Raw genomic sequence first — 23243 nt, 5'->3', positions numbered from 1 at the left:
GCAGGAGACGACTATGAAAAAATCACGCTATACAGAATCTCAGATCATCGCAATATTAAAAGAAGTTGATGCTGGTAGAAAAGTTGAGGAAGTGTGCCGTCAACACGGTATCAGCAGTGCAACCTACTATAATTGGAAGTCGAAGTACGGCGGCATGGAAGCGTCTGACGTCAAACGATTGAAAGAGCTTGAAGAAGAAAATGCCAAGCTTAAAAAGATGTTCGCTGACGTCAGTTTGGAAAATAATGCGATTAAGGAATTGGTCGCAAAAAAGGGTTGGTGACAGCAGAAAAACGAGATTGCGTCAGCATATTGGCCAGGGCTGGACTGAGTATCGCTAAAGCTTGTCTGTTTGTAGGCATTAGCCGCTCTACTTTCTATTGTCCTGAGCGAGACTGGCGCAAAGCCGATGCTGCTGTCATTGATGCTATCAATGCAGAACTAAAGAAATCGCCAAGGGCAGGATTCTGGAAGTGTTTTGGTCGGATGCGTTTTAAAGGATTCCCGTTCAACCATAAGCGCGTGTACCGCGTGTATTGCCAGATGGGATTAAACCTGAAACGCAGAACTAAACGGGTACTACCCAAACGGGTTGCACAGCCTTTAGAAGTGCTGGATCAGGCAAACCACCAATGGGCGTTGGATTTTATGCATGACACCTTGTACTGCGGTAAACGGTTCCGAACGCTGAATGTCGTGGATGAAGGAACGCGAGAGTGTCTTGCCATCGAAGTCGATACGTCTTTGCCCGCTGGCCGTGTCGTACGCGTGTTAGAACAGCTTAAAGCTGAGCGAGGATTACCAATTCAACTGCGCATGGATAATGGCCCTGAGCTAATTTCGGCGACACTGACAGATTGGTGTGAGACCCATAATATTGAACTGGTATATATCCAGCCAGATAAACCTCAGCAAAATGGTTTTGTTGAACGCTTTAACGGTTCATTCCGCAGAGAGTTTCTGGATGCCTACTTGTTTGAAAATCTCAATCAGGTAAGAGAAATGGCCTGGTTCTGGCGCTTGGATTATAACGAAGAAAGAACACATGAAAGTCTGGGTAACCTGCCTCCGGCAGCTTACCAAGCAAAACTGGAAAACTCTAATTTAGAACTGTCCCATTAAAGGGGAAGTGGACAATAGGTATTCAGGACCATTGTCACAGCGAATAGCAGCGGGCTTGCCACGCCACTCAATCACTTGTTCTAATGAACGGATAACTCTCAAGCTAGGCATCGATAAATCGACATCTATCGCTAAGCCTTCGCGATTATAATCGTCAATGACGTTAAATGTACGCAGCGTCCGCCCATCAATCAGGCTATCGGACATAAAGTCCATCGACCACACTTGGTTAATAGCGACAGGCACACTCAACGCTTCAGGTTTATCCCGCTTAATACGGCGTTTAGGCTTAATTCGTAGGTTAAGCTCCAGCTCACGGTAAATCCGGTAAACACGCTTGTGGTTCCAACGGAACCCTTTCACATTGCGCAAATACAGGAAGCACAACCCAAATCCCCACTGCTTGTTGGCGTAGGTCAGTCGCAATAACCAATCAGCGACAAGTGCGTTCTCACCGCTCAATCTGGCGCAATAGTGGTAACAGCTTTCGCTGATACCCAGACTGCGGCAAGCCAAACGAATGCTGACACTGTGTTGAACCACCGCGTTAACGGCCATCTCTTTGCGCTGAGATGGCTTTACAACTTTCCCTCAAGGGCTTCCTTGCGGATCTCAGCGACCAATCGCTCTTCCGCATACATCTTTTTGAGACGCTTGTTCTCTTCTTCAAGCTCCTTCAGCCGCTTCATCAACGAAGCATCCATACCGCCAAACTTAGCTCGCCATTTGTAAAACTGGGCTGAACTCATGCCATGCTCTCGACATAAGTCAGGAACGCTGACACCGTTCTCGTTCTGTTTCAGGATCGCTAAGATCTGACTGTCGCTGTATCGTGATTTTCGCATTAGAAAACTCCTTTGGTTTAGTGTAATGGAATTTTCTACTTATAACTGCTCCGATTTTCCGGGGGGATTACAAAGTAAAGTTAATCTTATATTATTAATTCAGATAAAGAATCTACAGATGGAATGTTATTTTCACAGCAGAACTCTCTCCAATCTTGCACTTCAGTCCACTCACTTACAAATACAAAATCTAATCCAGCTCGATTAGACGAAATATAATCATACTTACTGTCTCCAATAAATAGAGATTTTCCAGAGATTGTGCCTAATGACAGCTCTCGGGAAAATATTACATCTTTACTGTCTGGGCTACCATATATTCCCTCTGAGAAAAACTGAGTTAGATTTCTCCGCTCAAAAACATCTCTTAATTCAACTTGTGCTCCTCCCGAAACTACGAGCCAGTTGGCGTGCTGAGTCGACTCTTTGAGAGCATCTAAAGCAGGATTAATTTGACAATTTAAAAGTCCGCTCTCAACTTCTTTAGCATAACTATCGAGTAGCCTCTCATAGGTGGGTTGGTATTCCAGATCATTCAAATATTGTTTGATTGCCCATTCAAACTTTTTGAAGCGTGATATACCGCCATTTTTGACATGATAATCCCGTATTGCAATGGCAGCCTCTTTGCTGAGAGGCTCCATCGCATGATAAAAGGCATCAGTTTTCACCTTATTTGAATCGAGGATAACACCATCGCAGTCGAATGCGATGGTGTCATATTTAGTGATATCTACTTTCATTGGCCTAACAGTTTTGATAATTCATTTTCAACAATCGCAACATCCTCTGGTGCATCTACAGCATAGCTACCGGGTCTGGTTTCAACCATCTTAATTTGCGTTCCAAACTCGAGAAAGCGCAGTATTTCGATATCTTCACAACTTTCAAGCGCACTTTTCCTGCCGAAATTTCTATATTGTTCAAGTTCAGGTTTACTAAAAGCGTAAATGCAAACCTGCTTTTTATATGAACTTGGAGCATTTTTTGATTCTTTAAAGCCGGGAACTGCTAAGCGCGACATATATACCAAATTATTATCTTCGGTAGTTATAACCTTGGGAATATTGACATTATGCGGGTCTTCACTCTCATTGAGGTAACTGAAGCCATTTATGATTGTATCAGGGGACTGTAGCTTGGCGTTGATGACCTTCTTAATATCCTCAGGGTTAACTAAAGGCTCATCTCCCTGTACATTAATAATAATGTCTGCGTCTATACTTTCCGCAGCTTCTGCAAGGCGATCTGTACCAGTTAGAGCGGGGCCAGTCATAACAACATTATAGCCTTCGGATTCGACAGCTTCTTTTATTCGATCGTCATCAGTAGCTATATAAACGCTTTCCTGACCTACAGCTTTAGCTGATAATTCAGCTACCCAGATGATCATAGGTTTTCCTAGTAACTTCACTAACGGTTTACCAGGGTAACGTGTTGATTCGTATCTTGCTGGAATGACTACGGCTGCAGTATTATTCTTTTGCATCTTATAACCCATAAACCGAGAGCGAAGGGATGTCATAAGTACTGTTGGTGATAGATATCAATGACAGACCAGTTTTTTCTGTAAATAAATTAAACACCTTCTGCATTTCTTGGGTGCGATTGTCAGAAGCGCCAAATCCATCAAAGCCAGCTAAGTAAATTTGATTACAGTTCCCCGAAGCTGCTACAGCCAGCGCATAACTGATAACTAAAGAATTAGGTAAGACTGCATCTGCGGGATTCACTATAAATTCATTTCCGCTTACCTGTAAACCGAAGTTTAGACAATGCTTGTCACCCAGAGATTCCAAAACATCCGCTGGTAAAGCATCACGCGGCACTATTAGTGGTTGAGGAAGCTTAGCATGCTTTTCACAATCAGCTAATAATCTTACTGGGTGGCTAGCAATTCTTAGGTCAATTTTATCTTCTGTTAAAACTGATTGAGTGTTCATTGCTATCACTACTGGCTTATATTTATCGATATAACTCTGAACGGCAGCGCTATGTTCAGTTAGTCCTTGCCCTGCACCCAAGATAAGCACATCTTTTCCAGATAAGGCTGTCTTTGGCTCCCAACTGCCTTTGGGAGGGTTTGCATAAAAGTTACGGGTAGCGTCCAAAGTATCATGACTAAATTTAGAGCCACCTTCGATTCTTAAGTGTTCGAGAGTCGCCAGTATATCTTCTTCATCGAAACGTGGATCCGATAACATTTCTTGGACAAAAGTGGGATGAATTCCATATTTTCCAGAAAGATAATAATACGGGTTTGAGCCCCATCCACACTCATTTTTAAGCGGCTGAAAGTAGCTTTTTATAAGAGACAACAAAGGAACCAGATTTACTTGCTCGCCCTTTAGGCTGGATACTTCAATTGCTAGCTCTTCTGTTCTTGCGTTTCCAGGTCCTCGCCCCATACCTGTTACAGTCGCATCTAACCAAGTAACACCTGCATCTATAGCTGTTAAGGTGTTTTGTAGCGCTTTGCCCATATTGTCATGAGTGTGAATACCTATAGCGCCGTCCCAATATTTCTGTAGCCATGTGATAATAGTTTTACATTGGGCTGGGTCCATACTTCCCATAGAATCTGCAAAATAAAGTGCATCAATGTCATATTCAGACGCAGCTTTGGCCAAATTTTCAACTTCATGCTGAGAACGGTCGGCAACTTGCATTAAATTAAAGCCGACTTTAAATCCTTTGTCCTTTAACAATGTAGCGGCGGGGAGCGCTGATTCAAATTCATGTACGTGACATGCAATTCTTACTACTTTGACAGGAGAGGAATTAGAGTCATTTGGAAACAGGATAGACAGAGTTTCATCTAATGGCGTTTTTCCGACTAGTTCTGATGCGTTAACCATTACCGCTACATCGAGAGATTCTGGAACATTCAAGGAAGAAATGTATTCGTCAGTAGTATAGGCTGATGCGCCTTTAAACTCTGAGTTTTTAAGGGAGCGAAGGCCTAGTTCAACAATGTCAACTTTTGCAGCAGACATTGCATTCAAGTAATCAGCTACTACATTAGCCGGGAAGTTCCAGCTATTATAATAGCCACCGTCTCGAAGTGTACAATCTAAAATAAGCATGAAAAAATTTTAGTTCCTAGTAAAAAGTGTTAGATTTTATCGCTAAAGTAGCTAATAACTTTGTCGAAGTCTTCTCTAAATCTTGGTGTTAAAGCCAAACCACTGTAAAGATTGTAACTAGCAGCTATATAGTTCTCAAGAGACATAAAGTCGCCACCAGCATTTGCAGCTTTGATGAAGAAAGGCTGAGAGACTGTAATGTTGTTCAACAAAGAATACTCTTTACTTATTGCGAATATAGGACCTTGAAGCATTGGAGACCTAACTACATGTTGTGGCAAGGTAACGAATGGTAAACCAATATACACCAATATTCGTGTGACAAGCTCAGCCAGCAGCAAAATGGTTGGGTGGTTGACTGTATAAAACAATGCACTACTTCTAAAGTTTTTTTCAATATAGTCAGAAATAGTTACATCACAATTTAACTCTCTTGACCGTAACTCATTTAAGCTTTGGAAATATACTGATTCTAAGCCGGTTTTAGTATAAAAATCATTCGATTTTAATAATCTTATCAAATTGCTAGGTGCTATATTTAACTGATGACCTGCGACTATTCCAATGTGATGATAATCACCCAATGGGGACTGAGCTCTTTGGCCCTCTTGGCCGGCATAAGTTAGTTCTGGGTGGTAACCTCTGAAAAATAGGTTGGGTATTACAACACATTTACTATGGAAACGGCTCTTCAAAGATTGTGTTGAAAAATCGCCAAAACTTTCAGATAGGTGTTGTGTAATTATATAATCGCTTGAAGAAAGTGTATCTTCTACTTCTTTTGAGTTTTTAGAAAGAGAGTTATGGTTGAAGTTATGAATTGTATTTCTGTTTTGCGTACATATGCTTAAAATGTTTGCTATATCAAAATTCTGGCAATTGCCAATTATTGAAATTTTAATCTTACTCATAGGAGCCATCTTTATTAATAGTGGATAAATGGTTAATAGCTTGAGCTGCCAAATCATTATTCAAGTAACGACTTATACTAGTATGGATGCATTTGTCTGTAGATACACAGTAAATATCCCCAAGACTTATATCTCCGCTTAATGGCGGAAATGAATCGTACTCAAACTTCCACTGAGAGTATATGGGGCTAATATTTGAATTAGTGTTACAGCTTGAAGAGAGCTTAAATTTTCCTGTCGTCGATCTTACGGATTCTGGAACAGGTAATATGAAAAAAACATTTTCACGATTTCCTTTGTATACGGCTGTACCGAGATCAATAAGGCACTCGTTATCTCCAGATATTGACAAATAACATGAGCTTTTTGCAGCGTCAAAAGAATAACCGATAATACAATCATTTTTGTTTACTGTTAATTCGATTTCTGAGCTTACATCCCAGCTAATTAGGTCCTCTTCAATGACCGAATTACAAATTTGATTTATAACTACCGGGGCATCATGAGCTACACACTCTGTAATTTTATAGAGTGAAACCTTATGAGTACTAATGTCTAATCTATCATGGTAAGTACTAGAGGTATTATCAATTAAGTCTAGTGACTCAATAAGTAATTGAGCTGAAACTTTGCTAAATTCTGGGGAAATATGATTAGCATTTTCGAAGAAAAAGTCATCTTCTATCTCCGTTACTTGCTTCCACCTGTCAATAATCCTATAAATATCAAAAAAGAGAAGACCTCTATCTATACAATATTCTCGATAAAAGTTTGTTATTACACTTGTACTATCCGTAGTGGTCGGAAATATCAAGAAAACAGGAGTTATAAACTTTTCATTCAAAGCGATTACAAGCGAATCCAAAGTACTTTTTAAATGATTTCTATTTAGACTGCCTTTTCGATAAAAAACATTTTCATTTACAGTAAAGTCCAGTAAAGCAAAATCATATTTATTGCTGGGGATTTTTTCAATGGCTCTTATCCCAAGTAATGAACTGGAGCCTCCGACAGAAAAGTTTCCGTACGATTTAACATTGTCATTTTCTCTAATATATTTAGGGAATGCCATTGTTGGAAAGGAATTAGACGCGCCGACTATACATATATTCATCACTGACCCCGTTCGAAAAAATTTATTGAAAAATTGATGTTAATTAGATAATTACAATTAACTGGGGGAGTGTTATCTAGATTTCTGATATATTTTTCTGGGACTATTGTAGAATTAAAATGTAAGTGACCCGGAGCGGCCCAACCGTTTGGTTTATAAATTATTCCTTCTATCTTACAAAACCTGTCTGGGTAAATACTTGCAGTACCCGCATCTGAAGCAAAAAAACTAGCTTTACTTGCTACTTTTAATTTTTCATAAGGGTTCAGCCCGGAACCAACAATAAAATTTGTAATTCCTAATTCACTAAAATATGTCAGAGCTTTTTCCAATTCAGTTTTGTCAGAATCAAAAACTTTAGGAGTCCTACTCTCTAATGGTTGAGTGAGCCCATCTAAATAAAGGGTTATTGGATACTGGCTTTGTCTTTCTCGAATATGTTCTAATATCCTTTCGAATAATGAAAGTCTATTTTGTAAGCTTCTTTTTTCGCTATTAAGATCGAGCCATATCAGTATATCGCACTGATCTAACGTGGACTCGATAGTTTCGTCCCTAATTTTGTAGTTTTTTGCGTATTCTACAATTTCAGAGTCCTTATCAGTCATACTTGAAAATGACCAGCATTCCGTCCGGATTTGATATGTTGAATGAACTTCATCTAAAGTTTCGCTACGATTAAGCCAACTAAAAAAACTTTCAAAATCTAAAAAGCTAGTAGCTTGTTTAGAATAGAATACTTCTTTATCACTTACAAAATTATTGATGAAACAAAGAGACCCTAAAATTGGATAATAAGTGTGAAAAGGCCTGTTTGTTTCAAGGCTGAGAAGTGGCTTTTTAATTTTTCCCAAACTTTCATTATTATCGATAAAGTCAGCTATATCATCATATAGAGAACTGCAGAAGTTTTGATCATCTTCAAATGTTTCGTTTAACTTTAATAGTGTTCTTTTATTAAAAAAGAAAATTTGGTCTATAAAATAGTATTTCTGAACTATCGCGATATAGTCACCATCAACTTGGAATAGAATTACGTTTCGCGACCATTTAAACTTGAAGCTGTCATAAGAACAAATATAACCGCCCCCCCAAGGTGCAGGCAATCTGAATCCTTCACCATTAAAAACTCCGTTCAATATTCGAGTATATATCTTCTTTAGGTTTTTCGTTGCGCTAAGCCTGGACTTGAACTCTAGTAGTGTTCCTACAAAATTATCATTTAAATTTAGTTCGCAATGCCTAATATTATTTGAATCTATTACCTCAAACTCGCTCATATTAAACCTAATTTTTTCATGTCTGACTGGACCCAGGATAGTGATTTATCGATAGAACTAATGTCTAATTTGCTATATAACAATTTTGCCTCATCAACTCGGTTTAGATAATTGAAGTATCTTGCTACGACTCCTATGGTGTAAATGTCATTTTCATTATTTTCTAAAAGCTTACTTAGATAAAGCGGTGGTAACGTAATATTAAGGCTTTTATTACAAATACGTAGGATGATAGAACTTTTCATCCAGTCAGGACATTTTTTAAATAGGTGTAAAATATTTTGATTAAGAAACTTTTCTGCAGAAGATACAAAATCGAGGTTAGTGAGACTTTCAAAAGTATAGTAAAATGATATTTGGTCCCTATTTAGTCTAAAACTCAACGAGATCACATCATGAGCGTCTGAATATAGTCGTTTAGTTTTATACAATAAGTATAAAGATTCGAATGTTTTTACATTTTTAGTTCTATCTATTTCGATAAACTTTCTAAATATATTTATATAAAATTGTAGTTGAGTATCGTCTAGATTTTTAAGTAAACGTTGTATCAAGTTTTCCAGCAGAATCTCAGTTATACACACTGATGGAAGTGACGCTATAGCACTAGTTATTCTATCGGTAGTTTCTTTGTCGGGTTTTCTTTCCCAAATTCTAGAAATATCAATACCTAAACTGCGTACTATATCCACTGTGTCACTAATCTTCTGAAAATTTTTTAAATAATCTTCACTGGTATTAGTGCATTTACTTAAGCCGATAAAATATAGATCGTGAGAGTCATCATTGTAGAAAAAACGATATTCGCGAAAACTACTATCCAATAATCGTTTGTCAAAGTCATTTTCAGTTAGATTCTTATAGTATTCCATCCCAATAGTACTAGTCCCAGGTGATTGTTCTGGATTATGCAAAGAAATACCATGCTCTGGCCTTCCGGTTGAGGCACATGTAAAAATTACGAGGCCGCCAGGCTTAACATGTGCGAGCATGTTATCGAATGTCTTTTCGTAAAAAGGATTGTGCTCAAAGCATTCACAAGATATGGCAACGTCATATTCTTTGCCTAAAAATATATCAGCTCCATTGTATATAATGTCTACACCATGATGTTCTGCCAGATCTAGACCATAATATCGCTCGCTATTATCGAAAATATTTCTTACGGAATAATTAACTATTGCTGAACCAAACTCTACGACATTACTAAATGAAAAATAATTCGGAAAAGCGTCTTTTACAGCTGTTACAAATGTATAAGCTTGCCAATGCACTATTTTAATTCCATTAAATATAAGATTAGCTCTTCAATGTCATTGACTTTACCTTCTTTAATTCTATCGTAAAACCTCAGCTTTTTAGGATCAGGAACGTGTCGGTTTAGATTAATTCCATACATTTTTTGTATAATCTCATTACTTTCCTTGTATAGATCACGAGAGTAGATGTATTGGTCGAATGTGAAAAATGTCGCATTCATGAGAGGAGCGTCTAAATCCCTAAATATCAGACTTCTGACTTTTTTCATTATGTTTGAAATTTCTTCACTAGCTGTATTTGCAGCTTTTAACTTTTGTAGGATTACTACTTCAAGAACGCTCGGCGACTTGTTCCGACTTACTGAATTAAGGTTTAGAGCCTCTTTGGGATTCGCAATACCTAATTTTTTGCAGATTGGCCCTACCAGAAAACTCGTATTTTCTTCAAAGCAAACACACTCCACTTTGTCTACAAGTAATTCCCAAAATTCTATTGTTGGGAGATATCTATGATAACTACTTTTAGTCTGGTATTTATAATACTCGTTAAAACTTCGACACTCTTTGTCATGCATCCATGAGATAGAGAATTTGTACGAACTTTCAATGTGGGCTAGTTGATTTCTAAGGTATGTAATTACAGTAGTATTGTTAAATAGACTTAAAAACTTCTTTACCCGTTCGATATCGAGGCTGTTATAATTGAAAAACTCTTCGCTTGAAATAATTATATTGTTATATCCATCACATTCTTCTTTCAAATTATTTACTAAAGAATTAAATCCATCTTCATCAGCTTTGTGACCGATAAAATCACTAAAATGACTTTCGGTTTCTTTTTTCAAATGCCTAACAATACCATGATGCGCTCCCTTTACTCTACCTGTTTCTGGGTAGAGACAATCTGCTTCTCTTAGAACTTCTAGATTGCTTTCTAATATAGACTGAATTGCTGTCGAGCCAGTTTTGTGATTACCGATATGCAGATACAAATTCAAAGTATTTCCCCGCTACTCCTAGTTTCAGCAATTTTAGTTATTGCGGAAATCGCTTTAAAGCCGACACCTAGGTTTGTTATGTTTTCAGATCCATTATACGTGTCTGATTCTATTTCACGTGAGTTTTTAATAAGGTCTATTAAAATTCTAACTGCATGTTCTATGTCTGGTTCAGCCCAAGACTGGCCGATACAGTGAGGATAGTCACCTTCTTGGCATTCAACAAGTTTATAGTTCACTGGAAAAACTGATGGGTGGTTTATATAGTCTTCGACCCCAGAATAACCTGTGATTACTGAAGATTTGCCTAGAAGTGCAGCCTCTGCTCCACCCCTGCCAAGCCCTTCGGAACGGTGCAAACTAACAAAAGTATCACTGGCTGTAATTAAAGACGTTATTTCATCGTAGGTGAGGTTGCCAGAAATTTGTTTCAATTTGGGATGCGACTTAGCTGAAAAGCTACTCTCTTTATTGAAGTTTTTTGTTTTTATTACTATTTGATAATCTTCCTCAGGTATCTCGTCCTCTAGGCGATCGAGTATTTGTACAAGTGCTCTTGGGTTTTTTCGTGTGAAATAAGATGATTCATCAAAAAATCCCAATATTATATGTGCACTATCAGTTAAACCAAAATATTTTCGGCTATAAATAGCACCCTTTCTCCTTTCGCAAGCTTGACCAATATGACGAACGGGCCCATCAAAAAACTTACTCATACATTTTTTCACAAAATTGGATATGGCCCAGATTTCATCGAACATATTTAGTTTTTCTTGCCATTCAATTGGGTAATTTGAAAGTTCCCATGCCGGCATTATTACATTTGTTGCGCTTTCCCAATTCAGTCCAGTTTTATTTAATTGATTTATTACATCATCAACTTCGTCACCATTGATATTGAATATTCTTATATCTGCGTCATTTATGTCTGTTGTTAAAATTGGTTTAATCCATTCCCGCTCTGATTCATTCATGTTTTGTAATGATGGAAAAACATCAAATATCTTGTGAGGGAAATAACAAGCTGATAAGGCTGAGGATAGGCTTACTAATTGTTCACCCATTCCTATAGGTGAAAACGGATGACCTACTAGTACTACTTTCATTAGTTATTTCTCCCAACTAAAGAATTTATTATTTGTAAATATGTTCTGCCAAATCTTATGTCTGGCTCCAAATGTGTGCCTTCACCCCATTCGTTCCAAGCATTCACAAAAATCAATTTTTCATCATCAGAATAGAGGTCTGACTCTTTCATTTTTTCCTCAAAGTAGACCTGGAATACAGATGGGTGCGAATCTGTAAATATTGTAGCAGTGTCTTGTCTTCTCGGAGTATTATCCCAAGATGGGAATGTAGATGGGTATCGTTTGTAACCAGGATGTTTTCTTAGCAATAATTCTTCTACTGCATCTTGATAATCAACTAAGGTTCCTTTGAACTCTTTATTAGTAATTTCCTCAGATGGTTTTGTAGTCCTACTCGTAACACCGTGAGGAGGGAATTCGACTGCTGCATCAGCACCTAACTTCTCCGGAGGCGTAGCGTTTGATACTCTCTCCATGCTATCGAAAAGAATAATATGTAATTCCTGATCATATTTTTCTTTCCAATAATCTCTCCATAGCTTGATTTTATGTTCAAAGTTTTCAAATTGTGATGCACGATATATACAAATCGCTTTTTTACCGTTTATAGTGTAATTATTTGGTGAACTTACAAACCTTTCCATGTCTTTCAATACTTGGAGAAATTCTGAATCTGAGTTTGCTTCCTGTTTTAAAAGTACATTTTTTTCCTCTCCGTCCCAGGTTCTAGTCCAATTTTCATTTGCCCAGCAAAGCATGAACGGCATTTTGGAACCAGATGATAAATAAGTCTCTAATGCTCTTTGTAATATTTCGTTACCTTTCCCAAAATTATAATAGTAGAAGCAAAAAGCAGCTATATTATTTTCTTTAGCTATCTTTTCTTGTTTCAGATGGGAATCAGGACTGGTTAAATTATAAAATCCAAGTTCTGATGAGACATGTGGTTGATAGTGGTCTGCAAAATTTGGTTTGGCATTATTAGCTCCTGTCCACTCAGTAAATCCTTTACCCCACCACAAATTGTTTCTTTTGGTTTCATGAAATTGAGGCAAATAGAGAGCAATTACTTTCTTCCTCTTTGATTGCAAATATTTATAGTGTTTGTGCAGTAAATAGTTTTTATTCTTAGCTGTTTGAATAATCTTAAAAATTGGCGATTTACTATTCATACTGACGCTTAAATGATGGAATGCAACGGCAGTATTGACATACCGCACTTTTTTACCGGATTGCGTTACTCTTAAACAATAGTCAAGATCCTCGCAATAAGCTGGCTGCAAGCCTTCATCGAATTTTCCTGTACTAATAAAGTCCTCAGTAGTGAAAGCTAAGCAAGCGCCAGAGATATAATCAACATCTCTAGAGAAATTGAAGCGTGGATCATCTGAATTCTCTCCATGTCCACACATTTCAGTTTCTAAATTTGATTTTACAGCGCCTCCTGCTTCTTGGAGTAGTCCGCTTGGGTATAGAATTTTGGGACCAGTAACACCAATGCTCTTGTCAGATAAAAGTTCGTTATAGAGATTTTTTATACAGAACTCTTCAACTTGAATATCGCTATTTAAGAGCAAAGTTACATCCGCTACTACAAAATCTATTGCGTTATTAACGTTTCTAAGAAATCCTAAATTTTCATTGTTTTTTATATATTTAATACTAGGGATTTCTACCAATAAATTCTGAATCTCGTCGTCTTGAGGACAATCATCTGCAATAATAATTTCGAATGTCAATTCATCGAGAGTAGACTGATAAATAGAGTGTAAACATTCAATAAGTTCTTTTTTAGCCTTATAAACGGGTATGAGTATCGAAATGTCTGGTTTTTCGACGGGAGGAAGAGCTTTTAATGTACCAACAAATTCTTCCATTTCATTTTCACTAGAAAATTCGAATATAGTATTTGCAGTTGAAGAAGAGCTTTGACTTAATTTACGTTTATTCAGACGTTCTTTAAACTCGTAATAAAGTGATTCAGAACTTATTAACTGTTTACCAGTAAGAATTACTTTTGGCTTTGTGGTGAAGTTAAGGCTTTTACCTGCAATGACATAGTGTCTGTAAAATCTCGATTCCCCATTAAGATGATTGCTGTAGTTTTCATAATAATATTCATAATCAAAATTCTTAGAGAACTCTATTCTTTCGTGGTCGCCTCTAACTACATGATCTATAAATGTAGAGAATCCATCTATATTATTTAGTTTGGCTTCGTGTCTGTATATTTCATAATTAAAATAGGAATTTGGTAATCGTTGTTCTGCTCCGCCAGCAATAATAAAATGGTACAAAGCGGTCATATCTGTTGCTGCAATATCTCTGTATGCGTCAAGGTAAAATTGACTATCAAAGTACGGTGACGTTCTACAGTTGGAGTTAATGTAATCACTAAGTTGTGATAAATCTAAAATATCGGCCTGCATTTGATCTGATATGAAATATAAGTCTATCAATGGGTGCGGAGACCTTTTTTCTTTAATCCCGTAGTGAAAAAAATGCTCGAGAGCCTCCATTCCAGCATCGTGAACATCGGGGTTATTTTGTTGATAATAATTCGGATCAAAATAAGCTGAAATTCGCGGACTAATACTGTTCTCAGCAAAATAACTAATATATTTATCTTCGATACAATCATTGTCCAAATCACAACCTAAGTTGTAGAGTGAAAATTCAGAATGAAAAAAACTTGGAGCCGTTTCGATAATTGTTTTTAAGGACATTACGTTACCAATATTTTGCTGTTAAAAATTACTGCTACTTAGGTAGATTTCAGTTGATTGAGCTTTTGCTATGCTCTTCGCAAGCTTTCAAATTCATAGCGGCTTTTGTCACCCTATAATTCGGCTACATTTTTTCTTTTTTTTACGTTATTATCAACCTCTAATTGCTAGCAACTTCACTAAATGGTTTTATGAGAAAAGGAATAATTCTGGCGGGGGGCTCTGGAACTCGCCTACATCCGCTTACTAAGGTCGTAAGCAAACAGTTGATGCCGGTTTACGACAAACCGATGATTTATTACCCATTGTCAACGCTTATGATGTCAGGGATTAGAGATATCCTCATCATCACCACGCCTGAAGAGCAATCGCGTTTTATCGAATTACTTGGTGATGGTTCAGCTTGGGGATTAAATCTTCAATACGCGGTGCAGCCCTCACCTGATGGTTTGGCACAGGCATTTTTGATTGGAGAAGACTTCATTGGTAACAATAGCTGTTCTCTAGTCTTGGGGGATAACATCTACTACGGCCATGATTTACGTCAGTCTCTCAAAAATGCTTATGGACAAACTGAAGGCGCAACAGTATTCGGGTATCATGTAAATGATCCAGAACGTTATGGTGTGGTTGATTTCGACGATGATTGGAATGCGTTGTCTATCGAAGAAAAACCGGAAGTTGCCAAGTCTAATTATGCTGTAACCGGACTGTATTACTACGATAACCGGGTCGTTGATTTCGCCAAGGAAGTCAAGCCGTCCCATCGTGGCGAACTGGAAATTACTGATCTGAACAATATGTATCTGCAAGACGGCTCTTTAAAAGTTGAATTGATGGGCCGTGGATCTGCCTGGTTAGATACAGGTACACTTGATAGCCTGCTCGATGCAGCAAACTTCGTTGCAGCTATAGAAAAGCGCCAGGGTCTTAAAATTTGCTGTCCTGAAGAAGTGGCTTACCGCATGGGCTATATAGACGCAGAACAGTTAGAAAAACTAGCAGCGCCTTTGGTGAAAAGTGGTTACGGTAGTTATCTGCTGAAAGTAATTGGTGACAGAGTTAAGTAACTCGCTTCGCGGGTTATCCTGGTCTTCAGCCTGAATTTCCTTAGTGGTTTGGTTAATTAGCATCAGCGCATTGACTGTGAGATCCCGGATAAGCGCTGCGCACTCTCCGGGATGACGGAAGAGTGAATAAGGCATGAAGACCAATATTTTTTCATCCCAGCCGATTTTATTGTCATCCCGGCCTTGAGCCGGGATCTCCATAAAAGCATGGTGAAGTGGCAACGAATGATTTAGGAGATCCCGGATAAATGCTGTGTCTTTTCCGGGATGACAGGATAGTGTGCACTTTCTGTGATGACGAAGCATAGTCAGAAAGTCCAGGATAAGCCGATGCCCTTTCTGAAATGACAGAATGAAGATAGGAAAAGAATTTACAATGCAAGTAGTTAAAACAGACATCCCGGATGTCAAAATTATCGAACCACGCGTCTTTGGTGATGAGCGTGGTTTTTTTATGGAAACCTTTCGTACTGATTGGTTTAAAGCAGAATGTGCAAACGTAGATTTTGTACAAGACAATCACTCTAAATCCAAGCAGGGCATTTTACGTGGCTTGCATTATCAGCTTGAGCAAACCCAGGGCAAATTAGTCCGTGTTGTTTCTGGCGAAGTGTTTGATGTTGCGGTTGATATGCGCAAAGACTCTGAAACATTTGGCAAGTGGGTCGGCGTGTATCTTTCTGCCGAGAACAAACGTCAGTTATGGGTACCAGCCGGTTTCGCTCACGGTTTTTACGTTACGTCAGAATCGGCTGAGTTTGTGTACAAGTGCACCGACTACTATCATCCTGAATCCGAAATTTCTGTGAAATATGATGACCCGACCATTGGTATAGACTGGCCGTTGGTAAATGGCGAAGCGCCATCTTTATCGGGTAAAGATGAAGCGGGTACGGCCTTTGTTGATGCGCCCACCTTTTAAAACGCGTTTTTAAAGGATTAGAGATGACTAAATTAGTGGTTATTGGTAAAAGCGGTCAGCTGGCGTGGGAGATTGCCCGGCTGTTACCGGACGCGGTATGTTTAGGCCGTGACGATATCGACATTACGTTGGCAGAGGATATTGCCGCCAAGCTGGATACACTTAAACCCGATGCCGTAATTAACGCCTCGGCCTACACTGCGGTAGATAAAGCAGAATCCGATGAAGCCAACGCATATTTAATTAACCAAACCGCCGTGGCTAATCTGGCTACCTACTGTAAAGCGAACAATGCTTTCTTCGTTCATGTGTCTACCGATTACGTGTTCAATGGCGAGAAGGGCTCGCCGTATACGGTAGATGATGCCATCGAACCGCAAGGCATGTACGGTAAAACCAAAGCCGCAGGCGAAGCGGAAGTCACGGCTATCCTCCCGGAAGCCAGTGCGATTTTGCGTACCTCGTGGGTTTATGCCAGTCACGGCAACAACTTTGTGAAAACCATGCTTCGCCTGATGGCCGAAAAGCCACAACTGGGCGTGATAGATGACCAGATTGGTAGCCCAACCTGGGCAAAAGGGCTGGCACGTGCTTGTGTGGAAGCAGCCACCCAACACCATGCCGGTATTTACCATTGGTCAGATGAAGGCGTATGCAGCTGGTATGATTTTGCTGTAGCCATTCAGCAGTTAGGGTTAGAAAAAAGACTGCTAACACAAGCGGTGCCAATTAATCCTATCCCCAGCAGTGCGTATCCCACACCGGCCAAGCGACCCCATTATAGCGTGCTGGATAAAACCCTGACGCGCGAGACCTTTACTTCTCCGCTCAATCACTGGCGCGAACAACTCAGCGCCATGATGGATGAGCTGGTGTAATAGCAATAGAGAATAAAAGAACATGACAGCAAAAACGATTATTGTTACCGGCGGAGCTGGCTTTATTGGCTCAGCCGTGGTTCGCCACCTGATTAACGATACAGCGCATACCGTTGTAAATCTGGATAAACTCACATATGCGGGTAACCTGGAGTCGCTTAAAGAAGTGGATTCAAGTGAGCGATATCATTTTGAACAAGTGGATATCTGCGATGGACCCGAAGTAAAACGGGTTCTGGACACTTATCAGCCTGATATCATTATGCACCTTGCGGCCGAGAGCCACGTCGACCGCTCTATTGATGGCCCGGGTGAATTTATTCAAACTAACGTGGTAGGTACCTATGTGCTGCTGGAGCAGGCTCGCGCCTATTACGCCGCGCTGGACGAAGAGAAAAAGGCTGGTTTTAAATTCCACCACATCTCAACCGATGAAGTGTACGGCGATTTACCGCACCCGGATGAAGTAGAAGCCGGTAGCGAACTACCGCTGTTTACTGAAGAGACTTCCTACGAGCCAAGCTCACCCTATTCGGCCTCTAAGGCTGCGTCAGACCACCTGGTGCGCGCCTGGTTACGTACCTTTAAACTGCCAACGGTAGTGACTAACTGCTCTAACAACTATGGCCCGTATCACTTCCCGGAAAAACTCATTCCGCTAATGATACTCAACGCTTTAGCGGGCAAGCCATTACCAGTGTACGGTAAGGGTAATCAAATTCGTGACTGGCTGTTTGTGGAAGACCATGCCAGAGCACTGGTTGTAGTTGCCACTCAGGGTGAGATTGGGGAAACCTATAACATCGGTGGCCATAACGAAAAACAAAACATCGAAGTAGTACACACCATCTGTGACATCCTCGATGAAGTGAAACCCAAAGCCGATGGCAGCTACCGTGATTTAATCACCAGCGTGGCAGACCGCCCCGGCCATGACATGCGTTATGCCATTGATGCCAGCAAAATCAAAAAAGAGCTGGGCTGGAGCCCTCAGGAAACCTTTGAGAGTGGTATTAAGAAAACCGTTGAATGGTACCTGAACAACACCGCCTGGTGGCAAGCCGTGTTAGATGGCAGTTATCAGGGGGAGCGGTTAGGTACAGTATAAGCAGTAAAAATTCATAATAAACAGGAAGGGGCAATTTGCCCCTTTTTGCTTTTTAAGCGATACTGCCCCGCAGTTGTTGCCGGTATTTGTTGCGGCAAGTTAGTTGATAATGGAATGTAGATTCTTCGCGCATGTCGTTAAAAAAATACTCAATGTTAGCCATTAAAGCCGGAGTCGGGCTTTTTCCTAAACCTTTGCGAGAATTTGCCAAAAAAAATCCAGCGCTCACCTCTTTTTATAGTCGGTCATTGCAAAAGTCTGGCTTGTTTTATGGTTTCCCCAGCAAGAGAAAGTTGCAGGCGCTGTATTACCAAACCCTATCCCTTCAGCAAACCAGCATTGATGAAACGATAAAAGCAGATGGCCGTATTCATTCAGCCGTGTCGGTGGTGATAATTGGTCAGGGAGCGGAGGCTATTAAGCTAACGCTCAATTCATTGCAGCGTCAGGTAGACCTGATTGACAGGGTTTACACTGAAATCCAGGACTTGCAATCGCCCTGGACAGAACTCTCTTCTAAACTGCATGGCGTAAATGGGAGTAGTGATCCCGTAATACAGCAAGATGATTCTCCTTTACTGTTGATAAACGCCGGCGACGAACTTCACCCTCAGGCTTTAGCTTGCATTTGTCGGCAGAAATTCGACGATATCTTATATGTAGATTCTGATGAGAAAACCGCGGCAGGCATGCTCGAAAATGCCCGGTTGTTGCCAGACTGGAATCCGGATTATCAGTTTAGCGCCGCTTATATAGAAAGTGGCGTAGTGTTTTCTGCGTTAGCAAAAAAATCACTCACGCAGATATCAGCGAAAACCATAGCCGGTGCTTTAGTGCAGATATGGATGAATAACAGGACGATCAATATCAGCCACGTTGCGTTGTCATTACTTCATTACCCGGACAGTAAGCAGCGTAGGCGTCAGCAGTTGAAAGAAATTGCAGAGTTTATTAAAACGGAGCAAGCTGCAGCGACCACCATTGCCGATAAGCAGATCAATGTTATGCAATGGCCAGTTTATAGCCAGCCGCTGGTTTCACTTATCATTCCGACCAAAAATGCTAAAGGGTTAGTTAAGGACTGTATTGAGTCCATTCTTAAAAAAAGCACATACCAAAATTACGAAATTTTGCTGGTGGACAATAATTCCGATGAGCCTGAATCACTGGCCTATTTCGATGAACTGGATAAGCACCCCAAAATTCGAGTTTTAAAATATCCACACCCTTTTAATTACTCAGCAATAAACAACTTTGCAGTAAAGCATGCTAAAGGCGAAGTCATTGGCCTCGTTAACAACGATATTGAAGTGATTACGTCAGATTGGCTGGAGTATATGGTAGGGCATGCACTGCGTGAAGATATTGGTTGTGTGGGGGCAAAACTCATGTATGGCGACGACCGTATTCAGCATGCCGGAGTGGTGCTGGGGTACGGGGGCGGAGCAGGACATGCGCACAAGTACTTCCCGCGTTATCATCCGGGATATATGAACCGCCTGATAGCTACACAAAACTACAGTGCGGTAACGGCAGCTTGCTTGTTGATTAAGAAGTCGTTGTTTGACTTAGTGGGTGGGCTAAACGAAACAGATCTGACTGTTGCTTTTAATGATGTGGATTTTTGTCTGCGGGTAAGAGAATCAGGCGTAAGAAATCTCTATTGCGCTGAAGCAGAACTATATCATCATGAATCAGTATCCCGGGGATTGGATGTCAGCAAAGAGAAAATGGCCCGGTTTAATGCTGAACTGGATTATCTGCAGACAAACTGGGCGGATGTTATCGCGCATGATCCGGCTTATAACCCAAACCTGACCTTGCGCAGAGAGAACTTTTCAATCAAAGATCAAAAAGAGTGGAATTCGCAGTAAAGAGCAAGCAAAACGATTAATCGTTTTGCTTCATTGCCGCACTGTATTCTTCTTCACTTGCCCCACCATTAATGGCGTAACGTTTTAACGCTTCATCTTCAACACCGGCCTGGTGAGCAGTTTCAATAATTTTAAGTACCTGATCGCGCTGTGTAGCGGACTCTCTGACTGCGGTGGTCACAACAGTTTCCGCTTCGCTTGGGAAAAGCGCTAATAAGGCATCAACAACATATTCTCCTACCAGTGGTACCGCACGGATAGCACTTGTTAGAATATCCGCTAATTCATTAGGGTGTTCTGCGGTTAGCGTCTGCACTATGGTATCGGCAGAATCGGGTTCGGTAAGCACGGCTACTCTTACGATATCTTTTAACTGTTCAGGACTGGTATGCGCCGCCGCACCCACAACAAAGTCAACGTAACTGGGATCGGCCTCAATGGCGAGCTCAACAATGTTAGGGCAGGTTGTCACTTCCTTATTAATTGCAATCTTTACGATTTGAGAGGTTGCGCTGGGTTTGGAAGAAATGGCGGCATGAATAATTTCTTCATACTGCTCCGGATACATATCCAAAGCGGTAGCCACTATGGTTTCTACTTCGTTAGGATAATTACTGGTAATCGAACCAACCGCACGACCCACTGACATCGTTTGGTTAACCTGCCGTTTAATAAATGCCTGGAGCACTTTGTTTTCGCTTTCCTGCATTTCACTGTCAGTAATAGCTAGTGCGGCATGACTGGAAATCAGCAATAACGTACTAAGGATATAACTACAACTACGCTTCATGTTAAAACCTTTTAATTGAGTAGCACATTTATATATAGCCAATTTTTGAACAGCAGAACGTGATTTAGTTCAATTTTAGCTAACAAAATTGTCATATTGATTACAAAGTATCCGTTTAAACCTAAAAACACAATAAATGTTAGGTATGGGTATTGACCTTTAATTATAAATCTCTAAAATGCGCCCCACTTCAACGGGGAGCGCCCAACGGGCTCAACCGGCATAACGCGAAAGCCTTATGTGAAGCTGCTTCCAGCCAGATGCTACGTTTGAAAAACTTCAAAAAAAGCATTGACACTGAAAGCCAACAGCGTAAAATGCGCGCCTCACTTCAACGAGGTCTGAACGACAACGTTGATGTGGTTTTAAGTTTCAACCCTTCGAAATTAAGTTTCAAAAAGTGGTTGACACTGAAAATGAAAAGCGTAATATGCGCATCCCGCTTCGGGGCTAAATACAAAAGCCTGAAGCTGCAAAGCTTAGTTAAATCAACGCTTTGCACTGTTCTTTAACAATTTATAACAAGACAATCTGTGTGGGCACTCATTAAGAGTGTCAACAACGACAATTCAAAATTTCGATATATTTAATTGAAGAGTTTGATCATGGCTCAGATTGAACGCTGGCGGCAGGCCTAACACATGCAAGTCGAACGGTAGCAGGATGTGCTTGCACATCGCTGACGAGTGGCGGACGGGTGAGTAATGCTTGGGAACTTGCCTTTGCGAGGGGGATAACAGTTGGAAACGACTGCTAATACCGCATGATGTCTTCGGACCAAAGGGGGCTTCGGCTCCCGCGCAAAGAGAGGCCCAAGTGAGATTAGCTAGTTGGTAAGGTAAAGGCTTACCAAGGCGACGATCTCTAGCTGTTCTGAGAGGAAGATCAGCCACACTGGGACTGAGACACGGCCCAGACTCCTACGGGAGGCAGCAGTGGGGAATATTGCACAATGGGGGAAACCCTGATGCAGCCATGCCGCGTGTGTGAAGAAGGCCTTCGGGTTGTAAAGCACTTTCAGTTGTGAGGAAAGGTTGGTAGTTAATACCTGCCAGCTGTGACGTTAACAACAGAAGAAGCACCGGCTAACTCCGTGCCAGCAGCCGCGGTAATACGGAGGGTGCGAGCGTTAATCGGAATTACTGGGCGTAAAGCGCACGCAGGCGGTTTGTTAAGCTAGATGTGAAAGCCCCGGGCTCAACCTGGGATGGTCATTTAGAACTGGCAGACTAGAGTCTTGGAGAGGGGAGTGGAATTCCAGGTGTAGCGGTGAAATGCGTAGATATCTGGAGGAACATCAGTGGCGAAGGCGGCTCCCTGGCCAAAGACTGACGCTCATGTGCGAAAGTGTGGGTAGCGAACAGGATTAGATACCCTGGTAGTCCACACCGTAAACGCTGTCTACTAGCTGTGTGTGAATTTAATTCGTGCGTAGCGAAGCTAACGCGCTAAGTAGACCGCCTGGGGAGTACGGCCGCAAGGTTAAAACTCAAATGAATTGACGGGGGCCCGCACAAGCGGTGGAGCATGTGGTTTAATTCGATGCAACGCGAAGAACCTTACCTACACTTGACATGCAGAGAACTTTCCAGAGATGGATTGGTGCCTTCGGGAACTCTGACACAGGTGCTGCATGGCTGTCGTCAGCTCGTGTCGTGAGATGTTGGGTTAAGTCCCGCAACGAGCGCAACCCTTGTCCTTAGTTGCCATCATTTAGTTGGGCACTCTAAGGAGACTGCCGGTGACAAACCGGAGGAAGGTGGGGACGACGTCAAGTCATCATGGCCCTTACGTGTAGGGCTACACACGTGCTACAATGGCAAGTACAGAGGGAAGCGAGACAGTGATGTGGAGCGGACCCCTTAAAGCTTGTCGTAGTCCGGATTGGAGTCTGCAACTCGACTCCATGAAGTCGGAATCGCTAGTAATCGCAGGTCAGCATACTGCGGTGAATACGTTCCCGGGCCTTGTACACACCGCCCGTCACACCATGGGAGTGGGATGCAAAAGAAGTAGTTAGTCTAACCTTCGGGAGGACGATTACCACTTTGTGTTTCATGACTGGGGTGAAGTCGTAACAAGGTAACCCTAGGGGAACCTGGGGTTGGATCACCTCCTTACGTAAAGTCGTTGGACGACTTGATGTAGTGCCTACACAGATTGTTTTGTTAT

The 23243-nt window shown here is 40.9% G+C and carries 18 protein-coding genes, 1 rRNA gene and 1 pseudogene; 8 read left to right on the top strand and 12 right to left on the bottom strand.

Annotation, left to right across the window (positions count from 1 at the left end; genetic code table 11):
* Positions 1–13 precede the first annotated feature (13 nt).
* Positions 14–1122 (top strand): IS3 family transposase gene (locus tag BFC17_RS09900; RefSeq protein ID WP_139142053.1). Its coding sequence is split into 2 segments (ribosomal slippage): positions 14–266 and positions 266–1122, totalling 1110 coding nucleotides; the frame shifts between segments, so codons are not numbered across the junction.
* 15 nt (positions 1123–1137) lie between these two features.
* Here BFC17_RS09900 and BFC17_RS09895 read toward each other — a convergent pair.
* From BFC17_RS09895 to BFC17_RS09840, 11 genes and pseudogenes are all read right to left on the bottom strand, one after another.
* Positions 1138–1967 (bottom strand): annotated as a pseudogene (locus tag BFC17_RS09895) (IS3 family transposase); the annotation flags it as partial.
* An 86-nt stretch (positions 1968–2053) separates the two neighbouring features.
* On the bottom strand, positions 2054–2710 hold the full coding sequence (locus tag BFC17_RS09885) for an HAD family hydrolase (RefSeq protein WP_070176322.1): 657 nt from the start codon (positions 2708–2710) through the stop codon (positions 2054–2056).
* The gene (locus BFC17_RS09880) at positions 2707–3456 is read right to left on the bottom strand and encodes a 3-deoxy-manno-octulosonate cytidylyltransferase (protein WP_070176321.1); all 750 of its coding nucleotides are present in this window, start codon (positions 3454–3456) and stop codon (positions 2707–2709) included. Before BFC17_RS09880 ends, BFC17_RS09885 begins: the two co-directional genes overlap by 4 nt.
* Position 3457: 1 nt before the next feature.
* Complete coding sequence (locus BFC17_RS09875) at positions 3458–5053, bottom strand: aldolase catalytic domain-containing protein (protein WP_070176320.1); 1596 nt, start codon at positions 5051–5053, stop codon at positions 3458–3460.
* Between the two features lie 29 nt (positions 5054–5082).
* On the bottom strand, positions 5083–5964 hold the full coding sequence (locus BFC17_RS09870) for a WcbI family polysaccharide biosynthesis putative acetyltransferase (RefSeq protein WP_070176319.1): 882 nt from the start codon (positions 5962–5964) through the stop codon (positions 5083–5085).
* A complete protein-coding gene (locus BFC17_RS09865) occupies positions 5957–7078 on the bottom strand; it encodes a hypothetical protein (protein ID WP_070176318.1) in 1122 nt (373 codons plus the stop codon). Before BFC17_RS09865 ends, BFC17_RS09870 begins: the two co-directional genes overlap by 8 nt.
* Positions 7078–8358 (bottom strand): hypothetical protein, encoded by a 1281-nt coding sequence (locus BFC17_RS09860; protein WP_070176317.1) that lies wholly within the window; start codon positions 8356–8358, stop codon positions 7078–7080. The genes BFC17_RS09865 and BFC17_RS09860 overlap by 1 nt, the downstream gene beginning before the upstream one ends.
* On the bottom strand, positions 8355–9632 hold the full coding sequence (locus BFC17_RS09855) for a methyltransferase domain-containing protein (protein WP_070176316.1): 1278 nt from the start codon (positions 9630–9632) through the stop codon (positions 8355–8357). The genes BFC17_RS09860 and BFC17_RS09855 overlap by 4 nt, the downstream gene beginning before the upstream one ends.
* The gene (locus BFC17_RS09850) at positions 9632–10615 is read right to left on the bottom strand and encodes a hypothetical protein (RefSeq protein WP_070176315.1); all 984 of its coding nucleotides are present in this window, start codon (positions 10613–10615) and stop codon (positions 9632–9634) included. Before BFC17_RS09850 ends, BFC17_RS09855 begins: the two co-directional genes overlap by 1 nt.
* Positions 10612–11721, bottom strand: a complete 1110-nt coding sequence (locus BFC17_RS09845; RefSeq protein WP_070176314.1) for a glycosyltransferase — start codon at positions 11719–11721, stop codon at positions 10612–10614. The genes BFC17_RS09850 and BFC17_RS09845 overlap by 4 nt, the downstream gene beginning before the upstream one ends.
* Positions 11721–14429: a glycoside hydrolase family 99-like domain-containing protein gene (locus tag BFC17_RS09840; protein ID WP_070176313.1), complete on the bottom strand. Its 2709-nt coding sequence runs from the start codon at positions 14427–14429 to the stop codon at positions 11721–11723. Before BFC17_RS09840 ends, BFC17_RS09845 begins: the two co-directional genes overlap by 1 nt.
* Before the next feature lie 191 nt (positions 14430–14620).
* On the opposite strand from BFC17_RS09840, the gene rfbA reads away from it, so the two are divergent.
* From rfbA to BFC17_RS09815, 5 genes are all read left to right on the top strand, one after another.
* Positions 14621–15499, top strand: a complete 879-nt coding sequence (gene rfbA, locus BFC17_RS09835; protein ID WP_070176312.1) for a glucose-1-phosphate thymidylyltransferase RfbA — start codon at positions 14621–14623, stop codon at positions 15497–15499.
* 376 nt (positions 15500–15875) lie between these two features.
* Complete coding sequence (gene rfbC / locus BFC17_RS09830) at positions 15876–16421, top strand: dTDP-4-dehydrorhamnose 3,5-epimerase (protein ID WP_070176406.1); 546 nt, start codon at positions 15876–15878, stop codon at positions 16419–16421.
* Between the two features lie 23 nt (positions 16422–16444).
* Positions 16445–17299, top strand: a complete 855-nt coding sequence (rfbD, locus tag BFC17_RS09825) for a dTDP-4-dehydrorhamnose reductase (RefSeq protein WP_070176311.1) — start codon at positions 16445–16447, stop codon at positions 17297–17299.
* A gap of 22 nt (positions 17300–17321) precedes the next feature.
* On the top strand, positions 17322–18407 hold the full coding sequence (rfbB, locus tag BFC17_RS09820) for a dTDP-glucose 4,6-dehydratase (protein ID WP_070176310.1): 1086 nt from the start codon (positions 17322–17324) through the stop codon (positions 18405–18407).
* A gap of 131 nt (positions 18408–18538) precedes the next feature.
* A complete protein-coding gene (locus BFC17_RS09815) occupies positions 18539–20281 on the top strand; it encodes a glycosyltransferase family 2 protein (protein WP_229681110.1) in 1743 nt (580 codons plus the stop codon).
* 16 nt (positions 20282–20297) lie between these two features.
* Here BFC17_RS09815 and BFC17_RS09810 read toward each other — a convergent pair whose 3' ends face one another.
* Positions 20298–21071, bottom strand: coding sequence for a hypothetical protein (locus BFC17_RS09810; protein WP_070176309.1), 774 nt, complete (start codon positions 21069–21071; stop codon positions 20298–20300).
* A gap of 152 nt (positions 21072–21223) precedes the next feature.
* On the opposite strand from BFC17_RS09810, the gene BFC17_RS09805 reads away from it, so the two are divergent.
* Both BFC17_RS09805 and BFC17_RS09800 read left to right on the top strand, forming a co-directional pair.
* Entirely contained in the window at positions 21224–21583 is a 360-nt protein-coding gene (locus BFC17_RS09805; RefSeq protein WP_070176308.1) for a hypothetical protein, read from the top strand.
* A gap of 75 nt (positions 21584–21658) precedes the next feature.
* Positions 21659–23191 (top strand): 16S ribosomal RNA (locus tag BFC17_RS09800).
* Positions 23192–23243: the final 52 nt, after the last annotated feature.

It is taken from the genome of Marisediminitalea lipolytica (genome assembly GCF_001758465.1).
GTDB classification, from domain to species: Bacteria; Pseudomonadota; Gammaproteobacteria; order Enterobacterales; family Alteromonadaceae; genus Alteromonas; species Alteromonas lipolytica.
The sequence above is the reverse complement of the archived record's forward strand: the minus strand, read 5'-3'. Positions and strand labels throughout refer to the sequence as shown.

Bases quoted from the DNA above. Each gene is read 5' to 3' on its own strand.
- BFC17_RS09885 (WP_070176322.1), bottom strand. From the start codon at position 2,710: ATGAAAGTAGATATCACTAAATATGACACCATCGCATTCGACTGCGAT.
- BFC17_RS09880 (WP_070176321.1), bottom strand. From the start codon at position 3,456: ATGCAAAAGAATAATACTGCAGCCGTAGTCATTCCAGCAAGATACGAA.
- BFC17_RS09875 (WP_070176320.1), bottom strand. From the start codon at position 5,053: ATGCTTATTTTAGATTGTACACTTCGAGACGGTGGCTATTATAATAGC.
- BFC17_RS09870 (WP_070176319.1), bottom strand. From the start codon at position 5,964: ATGAGTAAGATTAAAATTTCAATAATTGGCAATTGCCAGAATTTTGAT.
- BFC17_RS09865 (WP_070176318.1), bottom strand. From the start codon at position 7,078: ATGAATATATGTATAGTCGGCGCGTCTAATTCCTTTCCAACAATGGCA.
- BFC17_RS09860 (WP_070176317.1), bottom strand. From the start codon at position 8,358: ATGAGCGAGTTTGAGGTAATAGATTCAAATAATATTAGGCATTGCGAA.
- BFC17_RS09845 (WP_070176314.1), bottom strand. From the start codon at position 11,721: ATGAAAGTAGTACTAGTAGGTCATCCGTTTTCACCTATAGGAATGGGT.
- BFC17_RS09840 (WP_070176313.1), bottom strand. From the start codon at position 14,429: ATGTCCTTAAAAACAATTATCGAAACGGCTCCAAGTTTTTTTCATTCT.
- rfbA (WP_070176312.1), top strand. From the start codon at position 14,621: ATGAGAAAAGGAATAATTCTGGCGGGGGGCTCTGGAACTCGCCTACAT.
- rfbC (WP_070176406.1), top strand. From the start codon at position 15,876: ATGCAAGTAGTTAAAACAGACATCCCGGATGTCAAAATTATCGAACCA.
- rfbD (WP_070176311.1), top strand. From the start codon at position 16,445: ATGACTAAATTAGTGGTTATTGGTAAAAGCGGTCAGCTGGCGTGGGAG.
- rfbB (WP_070176310.1), top strand. From the start codon at position 17,322: ATGACAGCAAAAACGATTATTGTTACCGGCGGAGCTGGCTTTATTGGC.
- BFC17_RS09815 (WP_229681110.1), top strand. From the start codon at position 18,539: ATGTCGTTAAAAAAATACTCAATGTTAGCCATTAAAGCCGGAGTCGGG.
- BFC17_RS09810 (WP_070176309.1), bottom strand. From the start codon at position 21,071: ATGAAGCGTAGTTGTAGTTATATCCTTAGTACGTTATTGCTGATTTCC.